This is a genomic window from Candidatus Hydrogenedentota bacterium, assembly GCA_019637335.1.
Lineage (GTDB): Bacteria > Hydrogenedentota > Hydrogenedentia > Hydrogenedentales > JAEUWI01 > JAEUWI01.
The window spans coordinates 1-18,542 of record JAHBVV010000038.1 but is presented as its reverse complement, the minus strand read 5'-3'; the positions used below and the strand labels follow the sequence as shown (position 1 = coordinate 18,542).

16 protein-coding genes are annotated in these 18,542 nt (G+C 63.9%); 10 read left to right on the top strand and 6 right to left on the bottom strand.

The annotated features are described in order from the left end of the window. Window positions 1-27: 27 nt before the first annotated feature. Complete coding sequence (locus KF886_25050) at window positions 28-3,336, bottom strand: carboxypeptidase regulatory-like domain-containing protein (GenBank protein ID MBX3180627.1); 3,309 nt, start codon at window positions 3,334-3,336, stop codon at window positions 28-30. Between the two features lie 209 nt (window positions 3,337-3,545). On the opposite strand from KF886_25050, the gene cobA reads away from it, so the two are divergent. The 3 genes from cobA (at window position 3,546) to KF886_25035 (ending at window position 8,177) form a co-directional block, all read left to right on the top strand. Further along, window positions 3,546-5,057: a uroporphyrinogen-III C-methyltransferase gene (gene cobA / locus KF886_25045; GenBank protein ID MBX3180626.1), complete on the top strand. Its 1,512-nt coding sequence runs from the start codon at window positions 3,546-3,548 to the stop codon at window positions 5,055-5,057. A gap of 595 nt (window positions 5,058-5,652) precedes the next feature. Then, window positions 5,653-7,419: an NADPH-dependent assimilatory sulfite reductase hemoprotein subunit gene (locus tag KF886_25040; GenBank protein ID MBX3180625.1), complete on the top strand. Its 1,767-nt coding sequence runs from the start codon at window positions 5,653-5,655 to the stop codon at window positions 7,417-7,419. Window positions 7,420-7,430: 11 nt separating this feature from the next. Beyond that, on the top strand, window positions 7,431-8,177 hold the full coding sequence (locus tag KF886_25035; protein MBX3180624.1) for a phosphoadenylyl-sulfate reductase: 747 nt from the start codon (window positions 7,431-7,433) through the stop codon (window positions 8,175-8,177). Here the strand turns inward: KF886_25035 and KF886_25030 are convergent. Both KF886_25030 and KF886_25025 read right to left on the bottom strand, forming a co-directional pair. Continuing rightward, a complete protein-coding gene (locus tag KF886_25030; GenBank protein MBX3180623.1) occupies window positions 8,113-8,673 on the bottom strand; it encodes a hypothetical protein in 561 nt (186 codons plus the stop codon). The two genes, KF886_25035 and KF886_25030, sit on opposite strands and share 65 nt — an antisense overlap. Window positions 8,674-8,677: 4 nt before the next feature. Beyond that, a complete protein-coding gene (locus KF886_25025; GenBank protein MBX3180622.1) occupies window positions 8,678-9,811 on the bottom strand; it encodes a hypothetical protein in 1,134 nt (377 codons plus the stop codon). 207 nt (window positions 9,812-10,018) lie between these two features. Here KF886_25025 and KF886_25020 point away from each other — a divergent pair, with 207 nt between their 5' ends. The 5 genes from KF886_25020 (at window position 10,019) to KF886_25000 (ending at window position 14,940) form a co-directional block, all read left to right on the top strand. Further along, window positions 10,019-10,840, top strand: a complete 822-nt coding sequence (locus KF886_25020) for a TPM domain-containing protein (GenBank protein MBX3180621.1) — start codon at window positions 10,019-10,021, stop codon at window positions 10,838-10,840. Between the two features lie 23 nt (window positions 10,841-10,863). Beyond that, the gene (locus KF886_25015; protein ID MBX3180620.1) at window positions 10,864-11,673 is read left to right on the top strand and encodes a TPM domain-containing protein; all 810 of its coding nucleotides are present in this window, start codon (window positions 10,864-10,866) and stop codon (window positions 11,671-11,673) included. Between the two features lie 115 nt (window positions 11,674-11,788). Beyond that, window positions 11,789-12,580 (top strand): TPM domain-containing protein, encoded by a 792-nt coding sequence (locus KF886_25010; GenBank protein MBX3180619.1) that lies wholly within the window; start codon window positions 11,789-11,791, stop codon window positions 12,578-12,580. A gap of 13 nt (window positions 12,581-12,593) precedes the next feature. Then, entirely contained in the window at window positions 12,594-13,268 is a 675-nt protein-coding gene (locus tag KF886_25005; GenBank protein ID MBX3180618.1) for a hypothetical protein, read from the top strand. 304 nt (window positions 13,269-13,572) lie between these two features. Then, window positions 13,573-14,940: a DUF1446 domain-containing protein gene (locus KF886_25000; protein ID MBX3180617.1), complete on the top strand. Its 1,368-nt coding sequence runs from the start codon at window positions 13,573-13,575 to the stop codon at window positions 14,938-14,940. On the opposite strand, the gene KF886_24995 is transcribed toward KF886_25000, so the two are convergent. From KF886_24995 to KF886_24985, 3 genes are all read right to left on the bottom strand, one after another. Next, on the bottom strand, window positions 14,922-15,128 hold the full coding sequence (locus tag KF886_24995) for a hypothetical protein (protein MBX3180616.1): 207 nt from the start codon (window positions 15,126-15,128) through the stop codon (window positions 14,922-14,924). The two genes, KF886_25000 and KF886_24995, sit on opposite strands and share 19 nt — an antisense overlap. Further along, window positions 15,121-15,603, bottom strand: coding sequence for a type II toxin-antitoxin system VapC family toxin (locus tag KF886_24990; GenBank protein ID MBX3180615.1), 483 nt, complete (start codon window positions 15,601-15,603; stop codon window positions 15,121-15,123). Before KF886_24990 ends, KF886_24995 begins: the two co-directional genes overlap by 8 nt. A 70-nt stretch (window positions 15,604-15,673) precedes the next feature. Continuing rightward, complete coding sequence (locus tag KF886_24985) at window positions 15,674-15,865, bottom strand: transposase (protein ID MBX3180614.1); 192 nt, start codon at window positions 15,863-15,865, stop codon at window positions 15,674-15,676. Window positions 15,866-16,010: 145 nt separating this feature from the next. Between KF886_24985 and KF886_24980 the strand changes: the two genes are divergently transcribed. Both KF886_24980 and KF886_24975 read left to right on the top strand, forming a co-directional pair. Then, the gene (locus KF886_24980) at window positions 16,011-16,331 is read left to right on the top strand and encodes a hypothetical protein (protein MBX3180613.1); all 321 of its coding nucleotides are present in this window, start codon (window positions 16,011-16,013) and stop codon (window positions 16,329-16,331) included. A 125-nt stretch (window positions 16,332-16,456) separates the two neighbouring features. After that, a partial coding sequence (locus KF886_24975; GenBank protein ID MBX3180612.1) for a DUF4382 domain-containing protein occupies window positions 16,457-18,542 on the top strand: 2,086 nt, incomplete at its 3' end.

Here is an 18,542-nt window from a genome sequence, read left to right as displayed (position 1 = left end):
TGTCGGTAATGTTCGCGATACGGCTGGCTACTCGCGTCGCGCGATTTCCGGGCGATCGATGTGGAGCGGCGGCAGAGCCGGCCCCACGTTGATCGCGCGGGTCAGCCGCTGGCTGGTTGCATTGTGGTGCACGAAGAGGGTCGCGGGGCCCGCCGGGACGTGGTCGAACCAGAAGCCGCCGTCCGCCCCGGGTTTCGCGCGCACGGTCAAGCCGGCCACGTGGGAAACAAGCATAATGGATGTGTCATTGTCGGGAATAATGCCGCGCGCGTAACCCTGGACCGTGTGGCCCTCGTTGAGGGGAATGCGGTGGATGCGTCTGGACTCCGGCTCCACGGGGAGGGTATATACCCACTCCTCGATCAATGCTCCGCCAGGTTCGAAGCTGAGTTCGTAGGTCCCCGGCAGGATGTTTTCGAAGGTGTGGTATCCCGTTTGGTCGGTGACGCCGGTCCATTTGACCTGGGCCTCCGCCCGCGATTTGAGCGTAAGCAGGATGCCCGCGGCCATAGCGGTGTTCTGTGCGGCAAGTTGAACCGTGAGGCACGCGGGACGGCCGTGATCGGAGTTCGCGTCGCCGGGCGGTGGCGGGGTGACGGGCAGTTCCACCGACAGTTCGCGCTGGCCGCGCGCCACTTCGACGGCCACGCCGTGGCCACTGGCGACGCACGGGATCCCGTCGCGCATGGCGGTCAGCGCGTAGATGCCCGGCGGCGCGTGAAACGTGACGCGGCCATCGGCGTCGCTGCGCTCGCTCGTCACGTAGTCTGGCCCCGTCAGTTCGACGCTCAGACCGGGCTGTGGCGCGCCGTCCGGCCCGCGGAGTTGGCAGACGACCGTGCAGTCAGCCTCTGGAATCTCGATACGCTCCGTCACCGTCTTGCCCGGAGGTACGACGGTGGTGTGGTCTATGCGGAATCCCTCCCGGGTGGTGATGGTGAACTTGTGCTGGCCCGCGTGCAACCCGCGGGCGCGTACAACACCCGTATCCCTGTCGCGGTCGCTATCCGCGCGTTCCCCGCCCAGCGTCACATACGCGTCCGCCGGCGCTCCGCCCGGGTGGTGGAAATGAAACTCGACGCCGCCCAGCCGCGCGAGGACGATGGTGTGAGGCTGCGGCCCCTCCACGAACTTGAAGTCGATCATTGCGGGGGGGGCGGGTTCGGGCGAGATGATCGTCCAGCCTTCGGTTTGCAATGTAATGCGGTTTTGCCGCTGGCGTTCCAGGACCAGCATTCCGTCTGGACCGGTTCGAACGGTTTCCGTGCCTCCGCGGGCAGGCGTGGACCATTCGACGCCCTCTATCGGGTCGTTTTTGTCGTCAACGACCCGCGCTCGGATGAATGACTCCGGCTGGGCCTGCGGAGCATCGAAATTCAGCGCGATTTCGTACTTGTCGGGCACGGTGGCCAGGTCGCGCAGGTAGGTGGTGATTTCCAGCCCGCGTTCCCGGTGCGCCGCGCGGAGCGTGGCTTCCACGCCCCGTTGTGCAAGCAGCAGGGACATGTTAGCGCGCCCTTCCGGCCCGCCTCCCTGCCGCGCGTGCGATGCCAGAAGGCTGATTGGGGTCTCCAGCGGAAACAGCAGACGCCATGCGCCGTCGCGGTCCGAGCGCGTCCGGTAGCCGAGGCTCGGTGTGGGATCCGGGAAGCCGTGGGGCGCGGATCCCGTGAGGATTGAGCGGCTCGCGCCGTCCCGGGGTATCCAGCCATACGAGTGGGTATCCCAGGGCTTCACGGAGAGCTCCGCATCCGTTACGGGGTTGCCGTCGGCGTCGGTGACAACGCCATGCAACGCCAGGGTACGGGTCGGTCGCAAGGCGACTTCAATGGCGAGCTGTTCGCCAGGCGCCGGCTGGAGCGACAGAGTGCGGTGCAGGTAGTACGTCTCGGTTGAAGCGGTTCGCGCGCCGGTCGACTGATCGGGCGCCGGTCGCGGCGCGACCACGTTGAGCGGCAACGCGCCATCCTCCAGATCCGGCACGGCGACTATGCCGGAATCGAACTGGCCGTCTTCGCCGGACGTCATCGCGCCCATTCGGACGCCCGGAATCGGTTCGCCAGAATCACCCGCCACGAATCCGCGGAGCCGGAAGACGCCGGAGAGCTGTACTTCGGCATTCTGGATGCTCCCGCCGGCGCCGGGGATCTGGATGGACTCCCGCGCGATACCCGCGAGCGGATGGTAGGCCTCGATCGCGCTGGTGATGGCGTTTCGGTGGGTGTAGAGCGAGAAGCGCCCCGCCTCATCCGATTTCACGACGGCCGCGGGCAACTCGACCACGCGTTCTAGCGGATTGTGCCCGTCCGAACGGATCGAAATGCGCGGTTCCATCCCCACCCAGGCGCCGGCGACCGGGCGTCCGCTGGCGTCCAGCACGACGCCGGAGATTTCCGTCTTGGGCGTCAGCGTGGCGCGGTAGGCCGTGCTCTTACCAGCCTCCACGTCAAGCGAAGGCTCGAGACGGGTCTTGCCATTGCTGGTAGAATCGTAGTATCGCGGATGGGTGATGCGTACGCGATACGGCCCCGGGGGCAGCCCTTCCACGCGGAAACGGCCTTCGCCATCACTTTCGGTGGTGCGAAACGGGACGCCCGCGTAGCCCGTGATCAAAAGAACCTGGCATCCCGGGATCGGTGCATCTTCACCAACGTCCACCACCTGGCCTTGGAGGACGCCCGGGTCCCCAAGTTCCAGCGCCATAGGCTTTGCGCCGGGCATTGGATTGCGGTAGGCCGATACCAGGCCTGCCGCGGCCGCGTGAACCACGGCGCGCGGATCTCGTTGGAAGGGAACGTCGAACTGGAAAGAACCCGTAGAATCGGATGCAATCGAGCGATCGTGCGCATCTGCCCGCGTTCGGAGGATTACTGTCCCGGCGGTCGGTGCGCCATCCAGACTGATTTGGCCCGTGACGCGAGAGACACGTTCAGGATCCCCCGGCCGTGGTTGCAGCGTCGCGCGAACGGTCGCGGGCGGCCCGAAGTGGGAAACCGTGGCCGTTTCGAAGCCGGGCGCGTCGAACTGCACCATGTAGCGGATATCGGCGCGCGGGAGAGTCACGGAGAAGCTCCCATCCTCCCGCGCTTCCGCTGCCGGGCGCTGATCGAGGTTGCGGAGGCCTTCCGGGCGCTCGTACTCCCACCAGCGCACCGCCGCGCCCGCCAGGGGGGCGCCAGAGCCGTCGGCCACGACGCCGGAGAGGGTGACCGGCTCCGCGGCGGAATCCAGCACGAGTGGCGCGCGATGGATTTCGATCGCGCCGTTTTCTGGCGCCGTTGCCGCGAACACAAACGCGAGCGTAAATGAAAGGCCGGAGAATGTGACGAGTGTCATGAGGCATCCCCTTTTTGTTGTTACCGCTGCTTCCTGTCGCTATTCTGCCAAATCATCGGCGATCTGTCTACCCGTGGCGCAAGCGGGCGCCAATGGTGTTACGCCGGAACCCGCCCCGGGGTTCAATTCTTTTCGCCGGCGTGCGCGCGGCGGGTCCTCGGGGCGTATAATGGGGCAAAACCCCTTCGTATCCGATGGAACCCCATCCCATGTCTTCTGGAAAAGTGTATCTTGTGGGCGCCGGTCCCGGCGATCCCGGATTGTTGACCCTGCGCGGCCGCCAGTGCCTGGACGTGGCCGACGCGGTCGTGTATGACGCGCTGGTGAATCCGGTTCTGCTGGATCATGCTCCCCGGGCGGAGCGGGTGTATGTGGGGAAGAAATCCGACCGGCACAGCCTGCCGCAGGCGGAAATCCAGCGGATACTGGTGGATTACGCGCGCCGCGGGCTCAACGTGGTGCGCCTGAAGGGCGGGGATCCGTTTGTGTTCGGGCGGGGCGGGGAGGAGGCGCTGGCCTTGGTGGCGGCGGGAATTCCCTTCGAAGTGGTTCCAGGCATCACGGCGGGGCTGGCGGCGGCGGCCTATGCGGGCATTCCGGTGACCCATCGCGGGCTGGCGGCGGGCGTGACGCTGGTTACAGGCCACCTGTCCGGCGAGGAGAAGGCGCTGGATATTGATTTCGCGCGGCTGAGTCCCGGAAACACACTGGTTTTTTACATGGGCGTGGCGGCGCTGCCGCGCATCCGCGAGGGGCTGCGGGCGAATGGCTGGCGGGATGACACGCCCTGCGCGGTGGTGGAGTGGGGCACGTACGCGCGGCAGCGCACCGTTTCCGGGACACTGGCGGACATCGAGCGCCGGGTCGCGGAGGCCGGGATCGAGGCGCCGGCTGTGATTATCGCGGGGGCGGTGGCGGGCCTGCGCGAAAAGCTCGCGTGGTTCGAGTCGCGGCCGCTGTTTGAGCTTCGCGTGGCGGTGACGCACTCCTCGCGCGGGAACGAATCGCTGGAGGGGCGCCTGCGGGCGCTGGGGGCGGATGTGTTTGTGTGTCCGACGGTGGAGGTGCAGCAGGAGTCGAGGCCCGAGGGGATCGAGGAACTGGGGGGATATGACTGGATCGTGCTGGCGAGCGCGAACGCCGCGCGGAGCGTGTTCGCGGCGCTGGACGCGGCGGGGCGCGACGCGCGATATCTTGGCGGGGTGAAGATTTGCGCGGTGGGGGCCTCGACGCTCGCGGCATTGGAACAGCGGTATCTGCGGGCCGATGCGACGCCCGGGAATTATACGCCCGAAGCCGCAGTGGCTGCGATGGAGGCGCTGGGCTCGCTGGCGGGGTCGCGGGTGCTGATTCCCCGGGCGGACGTCGCGCGGGCGTCGCTGGCGGGCGCGCTGGAAGCCCGGGGCGCGGCGGTGACGGAGACGGTGGCGTACCACATGGAGCTACCGGCTGGCGCGGCGGGGGCGATGTCGGGGCTGGTGGAATTCAAGCCGGGACTGGTGGTCTTTACGAACGCGGCGGCCGTGCGGAATTTGAGTGAGCTGCTTTCGGCGGAAGAGATGGCGGCGCTAACGCGGGAGGCCGCGGTGGCGTCGATCGGGCCGGTGACGAGCCGCGCGGCGGAGGCGGCGGGGTTCCGCGTGGCGGTGGAGCCGGGGCTGCATGATGTGGCGCATTTGGTCGAGGCGGTTTGTGGTTGGTGGAGTGGGAAGGAAGGGTGAAGGGTGAAGGGTGAAGGGTGAAGGGTGAAGGGGGAGTCGGTCGCTCTTTGTCACTTCGTTTACGCGGCTGGGGCGTTGCTGCGGGAGCGGCGGAATCTGCATTCCCACGGGGGACCGTGGGAACGAGTCCGGGGGTGAAGGGTGAAGGGTGAAGGGTGAAGGGGGAAGGGAATACGGGGAGACCATCACGCTTTGTCACTTCGTTTACGTGGCTTGGGCGTTGCCGCGGGAGCGGCAGGATCTGCATTCCCACGGGGGACCGTGGGAACGAGTCCGGGGGTGAAATTGCCTCTTTACCACGGTCCTCTGTGGTAACGCAACACTTCCGCTTCGGCGGAATTGCGTGTGCCTGGCGGCCCGGGTAGACGGCCATCCGATGGTGATCGGGCGGCATGGTGGGGGGCAGGATGCGCATACTTGACTTAATTGATAAGGTATGTAATAATTGGTGTGGTGGACGTCGCGCGGGCGTGCTGTATTCGTGTGCGGCGGGCGAAATGGTGTACAATCCCGCCTCCCGCGCCACCGGCCCATTTCCGGGCTGGCCGTGCAGCGGCCCCCGCAGATCCCCCCGTAGTAGAGGAATTTCCGACCAATGGCCAATCTTATCGAAAGCCAGGGCGACCTGGAGCAATTGTCCGGCACCGAGACCTTCAAGGCGCGCAGCGGCGGCCTGTACGGCCCCATTGCGGAGGACCTGGCGTCGCCCGCGGACCACTTTTCCGAAGAGAGCGTGCAGATCCTCAAGCACCATGGGTCGTACCAGCAGGACAACCGGGACACGCGCAAGGCGCGGCAGAAGGAAGGTTTGGATAAGGAGTATTACATGATGCTCCGCACCAAGTTTCCCGGGGGCGACCTGACGGCGGAGCAGTTCCTCTTCTGCCTGGACATGGCCGCGAAATATGGCCAGGACGACTTCCGCGTGACGTCGCGCCAGGACTTCCAGTTCCACGGGGTGATCAAGAAGAATTTCCGTCCGCTGATTGCCGATCTGAACAAGCTGGCGAAGATCACGACGGTCGGCGGATGCGGCGATGTGGTGCGCAATACGATGGCGAATCCGGTGGCGGACATCGACCTGCGCTACAAGGACTGCGGCGCGGACCTGATCAAGATGGCGCACGACATTGCGACGGCGACGCTGCCAAAGAGCAAGGCGTATTACGACCTGTGGCTCAACGATGAAAAGGCGACGGTGATGCCGGACGGCACGGTGCAGTTTGTGGAGAACCTGCGCGAGGAAGTCCCGGACGAGCTTTATGGCAAGCAGTACCTGCCGCGGAAGTTCAAGATCGGCGTCGGCGTGGACTTCGACAACAGCTCGGACCTGTACACGCAGGACGTAGGCATTATGGGCGTCACGGAAAACGGGCGCATCGCCGGCTACGAGATTCTGGCGGGCGGCGGCCTGGGCTATTCGCACACCAAGGCGAACACCTACGCGCGCGCAGGCTCGCACGTGGCGTTTGTGTCGCAGGACGAGGTGCTCGACATTGTGCTGGCGATCGTGAAGGTCCAGCGGGATTACGGCGACCGCACGGACCGGAAGCAGGCGCGCCTGAAGTACACGATCGACCGGATGGGGGTGGACGCGTTCATCGAGAAGATATACGAATACGCTGGCAAGACTTTTGCGCCGGCGCGCAACGTGAAGCCCTGGGACCAGCCGGACTATCTGGGCTGGCACAAGCAGATCCAGCCCGGCCTGAACTACGTGGGCGTCTGGGTGGAGAATGGGCGCGTGAAGGATTTTCCCGGCAGCTTCCAGTTCAAGTCCGGGCTGCGCGCGGTGGTGGAGCGATTCAAGACGGCGGTCCGGGTAACGGCGCACCACAACCTGGTGCTGGCGAATATCCCGGATGCCGACGTGGACGCGGTGCAGGCGATGCTGGATGAGTACATGCTGCCGACGGACCAGGGCATCTCGACGGTGCGGCGGCTGGAGATGGCGTGCCCGGCGCTGCCGCTCTGCGGGCTGGCGCTTTCGGAGGCGGAGCGGTATTTCCCCAAGGTCATGGAAGGCCTGGAAGCGGCGGGCCACGGCGACGCGGACGTGATCATCCGCATGACCGGCTGCCCGAACGGCTGCGCGCGATCGACGAGTTCCGAGATCGGGCTCGTGGGCAAGGGCCCGGGCCGCTACGTGATTCACACGGGCGGCTGCTACAACGGCACGCGGATCAATGAAATTCTCCTTCCCGTGGTGAAGGAGGAGGACGTGATCCCGAACCTGGCCGGGCTGCTGGACCTGTGGAAGGCGCAGCGCGCCGAGGGCGAGCGCTTCGGCGACTGGTCCAAAAAGGTGGGCGTGGATTCACTGCGCGAAATGCTGGAAACGCAACTGGGCGCGAAAGCGTAACAGGTGATTGCATGGGTAGTTCGACGGTCCTGGAAGAAACGCGGGAAGCGCTGCTGGCGCGGCTGAACGCGATGCCGCCCGAGGAATTGTTCCAGTGGGCGCTGGAGACGCACGGGGATCGCGCGGCGATCATCACCAGTTTCCAGGACACGGGCTGCGCCATGATCGATATCATGGCGAAGGCCGCGCCGGGCATGCGGATCGTTACCGTGGATACGCTGCGGCTGCACCCGGAGACCTACGCGCACATGGACGCGATGGAAGCGCGCTACGGAGCGATCGAGCGGTTCACGCCGGATCCCGCGCGCCTGAAGAAGATGATCGCGCAGCACGGCGAATACCTGTTTTTCGACAGCAAGCCGAAGCAGGAGTACTGCTGCACCATCCGCAAGACCGAGCCGAACCAGCGCGCGCTGGAGACGGTGGATGTGTGGTTTACTGGCCTGCGGCGGGATCATTCGGAGTTCCGCGTGGACACGCCAAAGGCCCAGTTCGTGGACCGGGGCGGGCGCGAGATCCTGAAGATCGCGCCCCTCGCCGACTGGAGCCAGGCGCAGGTGGACGCGTATCTTGAAGAGAACGACGTGCCGAAGAACGCGCTGTACGACCAGGGCTACACGAGTATCGGCTGCATTATCTGCTCGACCCCCACCCTGCCGCACGAGGATAAACGCGCGGGCCGCTGGCGCTGGTTCAACGCGCTCGGGGATGGCGAGAACAAGGAATGCGGGATCCACATCGGCGGTAGCGGGATCTAGCGGGCTGAAATGGCCCGAAAGGGCATTGATGCTGGCTGCACACGCGGGTGAAAGTGGCAGTAGCCGACGAGATTGAATGGGTGCCCAAAAAGGATCGCGGACATTCGTGCCCCATCGCCACGTGCCCGCCCCCGCTCGACCTGTCCACGTGCCGCAGGCGCCCCTGCGGGAAATAGGCCGCGCCCGAGCCCCGGAGCAGCGGCCCCGAATGGCTCGGCCACACCCGCGCCGGCGACGCCAGCGTCTCGTGCGTTCCGCCGCCCAGCCCCGGCCCCCAGTTCCCCTGCCAGCTCGCCCCCCCCGCGAGCATCACCGGCTCGTTCATCCGCGCGGCCAACACCGACGGCGTCCCGATCCCGTCGTGGATATACAGCGCCAGCGCCGGCTTCTCGTTCGCCGCTACCGTCACCGCCCCCGTCACCGTGAACGTCTCCTCCGGCTCCCCGCTCCCGTCGATCAGGGTCCCCGGCGCCAGCCACGACAGAAACGGGCTCACGCTCTTACTGATTCAAGGTCGCGCTATCGCTCGCGTCGAAAAAACCTCCCCGCCGCGACTCGTAATTCGTCTGTCGGTTAAAATACTGGCCGTCATCTTTTGTTTCATCATGTAAACTCTGTATGGAGAGCCACCGCCGCCCCGTTTCGTTGAACGCCGCCACAGCGCTCTTCTCATTCCCAATTCGCAAAATCCTACCCTTTTCGACAACAGGCACTGCGACGCTCCAAAACGACTGCCTCACTTGCTGCTCGTCCAGCACGTAGGCCAAGAATAGTAGCATCCAGAAGTCGTCGTTCGAGTGAAGTGCGTACACGGGTCGCCATCCGTTCATTCCGCCGGCCACAAATTGCTCGATGATGGCCTTGCCTGCCCTCTCTCGATCCGTAAGATCAGGCTTTCGAATAATGAAACGCGCAGATACACCCTCCGACCAATCCAGAAGCTGGTACTGATACCCGAGCCCCTCCAAATACTTCTCCCAACAGATATAGAAGTCCCTGTCGCCGGTCTGAGCGCACACATCCGCAAAGCTCAATCGGTCTTCGTCATCAGGCGGCCATGCGGCGTCGAAGGCTGCGAGCAAGGTTGCCGGCGGCAGGTCATTTCGCGTGGCGATAGAATTCAATGCGTCGAAGTCCGGCTCGGAAAGTCCACGTCCTGGCTGGATGAGGATGGTCAGATACTCGTCGATGGCCATGGTAATCGTTGCCGCCAGGATACACTTCGTCAGGCTCCCGCTTTCGAGCCAGGCATCCCGCACTTGAAGGTAGCCCTCCAGCCGTTCCACGGAAGCGCCCGGGTCACCCGCTCGGTACATGGCGCTGAAATCGTCCCGCAGCAGCTTCCAGAAACGGGTGACTTCATTCGCGTCCGACTCCGGGAAATCGGGATGGCCGCTTTCCGGGAATTCCCGGCTCAACGCGGGCGGCTCGGGAAAGGTCATTGCCAGCACATTCGCTGGAAAAGGCAGGTCGAGGTTTTCCGTCGCGGCGGTTAACGCCAACAGTAGGGCCAACAGCGCGACGGGGATGAGATGCGTTTTCCACGAACACCGTCGCCAGCAGAATCTTATCCCCCCATTCCACGCCCCCTCCGGCGCCCAAACACGTGAACGGATCGTAAATGTGTGATTCATGTGAAATGCCTCATGGCGACCGGTAACGGAAACGCCCGACCAGTCTACCATGGCAGCGTACCATACTGCGGCGACTCGAAGTAATAGCCGCGGGCCCCTTCATCCCAGCACTTCTTCGACATATCGAATAGGCGCCGCACGGTGGTTGTATAGCGTTTGGCGCCCGCAGCGTGCTTTGTTACACTGGCGCCGTACGGAGGGAGATTCTTGCGAATCAAAGTCTCATCGCTATACCGCGCGGGGCTGGCGCTTTCGGTGCTGTGTTCCGGCATCGCGGTAGCGCAGCAAATCAACATCGCGCCGCCGGACGGGCGGGCCGTGGTGGTGGACTTGGCGCACCTGGTGGCGCCGGATGATGCGCTGGCGATCCAGGAGATTGGCGACGCGCTCCTGGCGGAGACGCCCATCCCGATTTTCGTGGTGACGATCGAGTCCATGGCGGGTGTGGGCTGGCGGCGGGATTCGATCGAAGGCTTCGCCAGAAATCTTTTCGAGCAGTGGGGGAAACATCCCGCGTTCGACGCGCGGGCGTTGTGGCGGCAGGGAATCTTGATCGTCGTCTCGCGAAACGACCGAAAGGCCCGCATCGAACTGGGCGCGGATTGGGGCGGCGCCTACGACGGCCACTCTGAGCTGATCATGTCCGAGATCATGGTACCGGCGTTCCGGGATGGCGAATATTCCTCGGGCATCGTGGCGGGTGTCGAGGCGCTGCACGACATGGCCCGGGGTGGAGCGGCGCCGGAGAGCGGCGACATGGAGGATTGGAAGTTCATCCTGCTCTTTTGCGCCGGGCTTGCGGGCGCATTTCTTATCATCTGGTGCATCGCGCGGCTGCTGGAGCGATTCAATCCCCCCCGGAAGCGTCGGCACATTGGTGACGGTTTTGATCACATCGACTGGGGTCCCAATGAGTACGGCGGCGGAACGAGCTGGACCGGCCACTACGACGTCGGTGGCGGTTTTGGCGGCGGCGGCGGCGGCGGCGGGGGCTTTGGCGGCGGCGGTGGCGCCACAGGATCGTGGTAGGCTGTGGGCAGGGAGAGCAGCATATGAAACGTTTTCGGGCAACTTTCGGGCTGATATTGATGCTCGGTATTCTCGGTGGGCCGACGGTTGATGTGGCGAACGCCGCCCGGATCCACCTCTCGCCCCTGGCCCCGGGGGATTGCATCCAGGATTCCGCTGGACTTATCACGGAGAAGGATAAGCAAGTCATCCGCGAAATGGGTGAAACCCTGTGGGCGGAAAAGAAGATTCCGCTGGTAGTGGTCACCATCAATTCCATGGCCGCTTCGGGCTGGCCGCGGGGCTCCATTGAATCCTTCGCGAGAACCCTCTTTGAACAATGGGGGCGGGAGCCGGATTTTGCGTACTCGGCGTCGTGGCGTCGGGGAATCTTGCTGGTCGTGTCCAACGGGGACCGCAAGGCGCGCATCGAGTTGGGCCCGGATTGGGAGGGGCGGTACGACGAGCAATGCCAGCGCATCATGGACCGGTTCATGATCCCGGAGTTTAAGGAGGACCACCTATCCAGCGGTATTTACAGGGGCGTTGCGGGGCTGGTGGGGATGTGCCAGGGCGTAGAATTGCCAATTCCCCTCTGGAAGAGCCTCCTGGCCCTTGTTATGTTCATGGTCGTACTTCCCGCAATCGTCGTAGTGGGCATTTACGGCAAGAAATGGCTGGATAAGGGACGCGATCCCGTCGACAATGCCGAGCGCAAGATAGCGCAGCTGCAAGGAACCCAGGCCGCCGCAAGACGCGAACACCGAGGAAGAAAAAGCGACGTTGTTGACAGACACGGGGCTCATGGCGGCGGGGGCTTTGGCGGCGGCGGTGGCGCCACGGGGTCGTGGTGATGCGCCAGGACGAATAAACGGCGGGGCGTCGCTGTAGCAATGCACAGGCTGCGGCGGTTCGCATTTGAGGGCGCCAGGGGGTAGACTGGGGGCGACGAGAAGGGAGAATTTATTCATGCGATACAGGAATGGCGCGGTCGCGCTTTTGATCGTGGCGTTACCGTTATGGGCGCCCTGGCCGGCGGCGGCGCAGCAAATCAACATCGAACCGCCGGGCGAGCGGGCCTTTGTGCAGGACCTGGCGCGAATGGTGGCGCCGGATGATGTGCTGGCGATCCGTGAACTTGGCGACGCGCTTCTGACGGAGATGCGCATCCCGATTATTGTGGTGACGATCGAGTCGATGGCGCAGCACGGTGGGGCGAACTGGCGGATTGAGACGTTCGCGCGCGTGTTGTTCGATCAGTGGGGCATCGGATACGAAACCATCGAGGGCGAGCCGTGGAACCGGGGCATCCTGCTGCTGGTGTCGCGGGACGACCGGAAGGCGCGCATTGAACTCGGCGCGGATTGGGCCGGGGAGTACGATGCGACGTGCCGGGAGATCATGGACGGGCAGATTATCCCGAATTTCAAGCAGGGGCAGTTCTCGACGGGTATCCTGGCGGGGGTCGAGGCGCTGGACAAGATGGCGCGCGGCCTGGCGTTGCCCGCGCCGGTGCGGCCGGCCTGGTTCTGGCCCGTGGTGATCGGCGGTGTCGCGCTGGCGATCTTCACCGCGGTCTCGCTCTTCCGGAGCGGCGCGAGCGGCTGGGCCTGGTTGCTGTGGGCCGTGATCTTCGGAATTCTCGGCTTTATCTTGATCAATGCCCTGCGGGCCAGCGCGAGCGGCGGTGGTGGCGGCTTCAGCGGCGGCAGTTTTGGCGGCGGCTTTGGCGGTGGCGGCGGCGCAACGGGTTCGTGGTAGGGAGGAGAACGGTATGCAGAAGGCAAGCACCTATTTGAGCAAAGAGGCGTTGGGGCGGGTCGAGGCGGCGGTGGTGGACGCGGAGAAAAAGACCTCCGTGGAGATCGTGCCGGTCATCGCGGCGGCGTCCGGCCGCTACGATCGCGCCGAGGATCTCGTGGGGCTGTGGCTGGGCGCCGTGCTGATGGTGGTCGCGTGGCAGATCTGGCCCGCGCCCGAGCGCGATCCGGGTGACTGGGGCGGAGGATTGTTTCCCCTGGCCTATGTCCTCTGGCTGGTCGCGCTGATCGCGGGCTTCGTGGGCGGCGCCGTGATCGCGTCGCGGACTGGCTGGCTGCGCCGGCTCGTCACGCCGAAGCGCGAGATGACGGAGGAGGTGCGGCGCCGCGCGCGGGAGGCCTTCTTCGACCAGCGTATCCACCACACGGCGGGCGCCACGGGGGTGCTCGTCTATGTGTCGCTTTTCGAGCGCACCGTGTGTATTCTGGCGGATGCGTCCGTCATGAAGGTGCTGCCCGAGGGCGAAGTTGATCGGCTCTGCGCGGCGTTGACCGCGAAAATGAAGACGGCCCCGGCGGACGGGCTCGTGGAGACGATCGCATCGCTCGGGGAGATCTTGTCCGGGCCGCTGCCGCGGGCAGAGGATGACGTGGACGAGCTGGAGAATGCGGTGGTGTTGATTGATTGACGGCGCGGAGCGTCCGCCGCAGGCGGAAAGGGTGAAGGGTTGGCTGGAGCTTGCGGGGGTTGTTCCGCTGAGCGGAACGGAATGCAAAACTCAGTTGACAGTTGACAGTTGACAGTTGACAGTTGACAGTTGACAGTTGACAGTTGATAGTTGATGGTTGACAACGCCTTCTGCCGTTGTTGGCGTCGCGGCGTTACCTCTGGCGGTGACGCCTCCAGCCTACAGCCTCCAGCCTACAATCTACAGCCTACAATCTACAGCCTACAATCTACAGCCTACAGCCTACAGCCTCCAGGACTCGTATATGCCGCGCGTGATTCGTATTGGGAATGCCCAGGGGTTCTGGGGGGATAGTGTGGATGCGCCGGCGCGGTTGTTGCGCCAACAGCCGGACCTGGACTACCTTACGCTGGACTATCTGGCGGAGGTGTCGCTGAGCATCCTGGCGTTGCAGCGTTCGCGGGAGCCGGAGGCGGGGTATGCGCGGGATTTCCTGGAAGTTTTGCGGCAGTTGGCGCCGTTGTGGCGGGCGGGGCATCCGGCACGCGTGGTCTGCAACGCGGGCGGCCTGAATCCCGAGGGGTGCGCGGCGACGTGCGCGGCGGTGCTGCGCGAAGCGGGGGTCGAGAAGCGCATTGGCATTGTGACGGGCGACGATGTGCTTCCCCTGTTGCAGGCCGATCCGGACTGCGAAACCTTCCGGAACGGGGAGACCGGCGCGCCATTACCCAGCGTCCTGGACCGCCTGGTCACGGCCAACGCCTACATCGGCGCGGGACCCGTCGCGGAGGCGCTCGCGCGGGGCGCGGACATCGTGGTGACCGGGCGGGTGGCCGACCCGAGCCTGGCCGTGGGCATCGCCATGCACGAATTCGGCTGGGAGGCCGCCGATTACGACCGGCTCGCCACCGCCACCGTCGCGGGGCACATCCTCGAATGCGGCACGCAGGCCTGCGGCGGTATCTCCACGCACTGGCTTGATCTGCCGGACCCCGCGAACATGGGCTTTCCCGTCGTCGAGCTGGGGGACGACGCGTCCCTGGTGGTCACCAAGCCCGCAGGGACCGGGGGCGAGGTCAGCACGTGGACGGTCAAGGAGCAACTCCTCTACGAGATCGGCGATCCGAAGAACTACCTCAGCCCCGATTGCCGGGCCGATTTCAGCGGGCTGTCGGTGGAGAAAATCGGCCGGGATCGCGTTCGGGTAAGCGGGGCGCGCGGCGCCGCCCCGACGGAATTTTACAAAGTGAGCGCCACCTATGGGGACGGTTACCGGGCGTCGGGCACACTGACGATCTTCGGTCGCGACGCGGTGGCGAAGGCCCGGCGCTGCGGGGAGATTATCTTCGAGCGCCTGCGCGAGGCGGGGTATGAATACCCCCGGAAGCAGATCGAGTGCCTTGGCGCGAATGCGTGCGCGCCCGACGTGCTCTCCGCGCCGGAACTGCTGGAGACCGTGCTCCGCGTGAGCGCCGCGCATCCGGACAAGGCGGCCGTGGAGCGGTTCGCCCGCGAGATCGCGCCGCTGGTGACGAGTGGCCCCCAGGGAACGACGGGCTACGCCGGTGGCCGCCCGAAACCGACGCCGGTCTTCGCCTACTGGCCCTGCCTCATAGCGCGGGACAGGCTGGAAATCGATGTATGCCTATCGCGTCAGTCACCCCGCGCCTGATACGGTTCTTCTGATTCCGACGCTTTCGGGACCGGAATCCGCCTGGGCTCGAAATTGACGTATTCGCGCCCGGAGGTGCGCTCAAATTCCTGCAGCGCCTCGACGATCCTCTTCAGGTCGTTGCCGTACTTCGCCGCATGTTCCTTTCGGAAGCGGTGTATCTCATCTACGATGGGATCGTCAATCATTTGTGTCGCCTCCCAGCCCGTCCGGCGTACATATCTTCGGTGCGCTGTACCCAAGTGATTCAACCACCCGCGTGATTTCCCCAACTTTTCTGGGGTTGTTAATATGTTTGAAATTCCACGTCAGCAGGTAGTCGGCGCCCTGCGCCGTCGCAATGCCGATATGAAGCGCGTCGTCCTCGCAGTGACTCGGAACAGCTGAACTTGAGAGCAGCAAATCCGAGATGGCAGCCGCCGTCGAGGAGACCGCTACGCTTTCGATTTTCTCGACCATTTCCCGTCTTCTTCGGGCCTGATCTGGATCGCCACGATCAATCTCCAGCTCGACGAGTGCCGAAATGAAGACTTCGAATCGACTTCGGTGGTTCTCCCACCAATCCAGGGTCGCGGCCTGTCTCCCTGCAATTATAACATCCCGGCTGGGCCGTGCGGCGAGATAGCTGATGACCGAAGTTTCCAGGTATACCTTGGGTTTCATGGGTGGCCCTTCGGTTGTTTCGGAATGCGCCTGCATCGCTCAATCGCTGACGCATGGTTGGTCGTGTATTCTAATCACTATACGCGTCGATTTCCGCTCTTAACGCCCCGTTCTCGAAAAACTCCTTCCGCCAGCGGTGGAGCACCGCCGGCGCCAGGCCCAGCTCGCCGCAAAGCGCCGATACCGCAACCCCCTCCAAAAAGTGACGGCCAAGTACCGTCACTTTCTCCGCGCCGCTAAACTGTTTCCGTTGCCGTTTCACTGTGAATCCTCCGCAGGTTTTGACTGACTTACAGACTCGTGACTCCGATTCCAACTGGAACAAAACAGTCCCAACGACTAGAATTGAATTCGCGCGGTCGAAATCCCGTTAATCCTGTACATCCTGTCCAAGAGAGATAGCAAAGATGGCGACAAGATACCTGCGAGACATTGCCCGGGCGCGGTCGGGGGACAAGGGGCGCGGCGCGAATATTGGCGTGCTGGCGAATAGCGCGGCGGACTACGCGTTCCTGCGCGAATACCTTACCGCGGAGCGCGTGGCGCGTTTTTTTGCGGCCCTGGAGCCGGGCGAGGTGGAGCGTTATGAGCTGCCGAAGCTGCACGCTTTGAATTTTGTGTTGCCGTCGGTGCTGGGGGATGGGGGTAGCCGGAGCCTTCGCGTGGATGCGCAGGGGAAGGCGCTGGGGCAGGCGCTTCTGGAGATGCGGCTGGAGATTGCGGAGTAGGCGGTCCGTATAGTTCGCGCCAAAAACTCGAAAAGTTGGGTTTGTGATTCGGCTTTTGTGTGGTATACTGTTGACAGTGTGCGCGGGCAGCGTCAACCCAGGGGTTCGAACGAGGAACACGATCCATGTCCAGAATCCTGACCGCGGTTTCCGCACTCGCCGTGCTTGCCGCACTGAGCATCCAGACGGGATGCCCGCGGCCCACGCCCGCGGGGAGCACCAAGGCCATCACACTGTTTACCGTGGGGGATGGGGCCAAACAGGGGGGCGGCGGGGTGCCGCTCGGAGATATCGAGCGGTTTGAACTTACCATCACGGAAATCAGCCTCGATTACGCTGGGAATTCCGGGGAGGGTGGGGGAGACGCGGACTTTGAGGGGGAGAAGATTACCGTTTTCTCCGGTGAGTTGGAAGTCGACCTGCTGAACCTCATTGACGTCTCCGAGATCCTTTCGGAGACGGAGATCCCGGCGGGCCGCTACACGAAGATCCGGATGAGTATCGCGAACCCGCGCCTGGTCCTCGCGAGTGACCCGGAAACCGTCATCACGGACGTGCAACTGACCGCGAATAACCGCCTTTTCGTCTCAAAGACATTCGACCTTCCCGCTGATCAAAGCAATCTGATCATTCTGAACCTGGGCGGTATCCATCTGGTGCGGCTTGGAAACGGCGGATTTGTGCTGACGCCACAACTGGATGTGGATATCTCCGTTTCGGACGCGGCCGCCACCTTGATGGGCACGATATCGACGCTTGATACCGAAGCCAATCAGATGAACGTCGCCCTGGAAGAAGGCAGCATCGACGTCTTGTATACCGATGAGACCACCATCGGCCTGCCCGGCGATCCGCTGGATGCGCCGACCGGGATGGAATCCGACTTGATGGTCGGGTTGACGGTCTCAATCATGGGCCTGCTCTCGGTCGATGGTTCGCTGCATGCCGACGCGATACTCATCATGCCGCCAAGCGCGGGTGAAGGAGAAGGAGAAGGCGAGGGTGAAGGTGAAGGAGAAGGAGAAGGAGAAGGTGAGGGCGAAGGAGAAGGAGAAGGAGAAGGAGAAGGTGAGGGCGAAGGCGAAGGCGAAGGCGAAGGTGAAGGTGAGGGTGAGGGTGAGGGTGAGGGTGAGGGTGAGGGTGAAGGCGAAGGCGAGGGTGAATTGACGGCAAAGGCGTTTACCCTGTTGACCGTGGGTGAAATCGTGAAACAGGGCGGCGGTCCCGTGGATATCAGCGAGATCGAGCGTCTGGAGATCACCGTAACGGAAATCGTGCTCGATTATTCCGGGATGTTGCCCGCCGAGGGTGAAGGCGAGGGTGAGGGTGAGGGTGAAGGCGAAGGCGAAGGTGAGGGTGAAGGTGAAGGTGAAGGAGAGGGTGAAGGCGAAGGCGAGGGCGAGGGTGAGGGTGAAGGCGAAGGTGAAGGAGAGGGAGAGGGTGAAGGCGAGGGAGAGGGTGAAGGCGAAGGCGAGGGCGAGGGTGAGGGTGAAGGCGAGGGCGAGGGTGAGGGCGAGGGTGAGTTGAAGGGTAAGGGCGCGCAGATTACCGTATTCTCCGGAAGCTTGGAACTCGATCTGCTCAACCTGCTGGAAGTTTCCGAAATCCTTTCGGAAATGGAGATTCCCGCCGGCGAGTACACCAAGATTCGTCTGAGCATAGAGAATCCGCGCCTCGTGCTGAAGAGCGATCCGGAAACGGTCATTACCGACGTGCAGCTCACGGCGAATGGCCGCCTGTTCGTTTCACAAACATTTGAGATACCGGGCGGGCAGACGAGTCTGATCGTCCTCGACCTCGGCGGCATCGCGTTGCGCCAGCTGGGCAACGGCGGTTTTGTGCTCACCCCGCAGTTGGGTGTTGATATCTCGATTTCCGACGCGCTTGTCACATTCCTGGGCACAATCCTGGCGCTGGACACCGACAGCAACGCGATGCTCATGCAGTTGGAGGATGGCAGCCTCGAAGTCTTCTACACCGATGAGACGACCGTGGCGCTTCCGACGGACGACCCCGTGGTGCCGACGGGATCGGAAGCGGACCTGATGGTCGGGCAGATGATCTCGGTTCTCGGCCTGCTCTCCGTGGATGGAACGGTCGACGCCCAGGCCATCCAGATACTGAGCGATATGGGTGGCGAGGGCGAGGGTGAAGGCGAGGGCGAAGGCGAAGGCGAAGGCGAGGGCGAAGGCGAAGGCGAGGGTGAAGGTG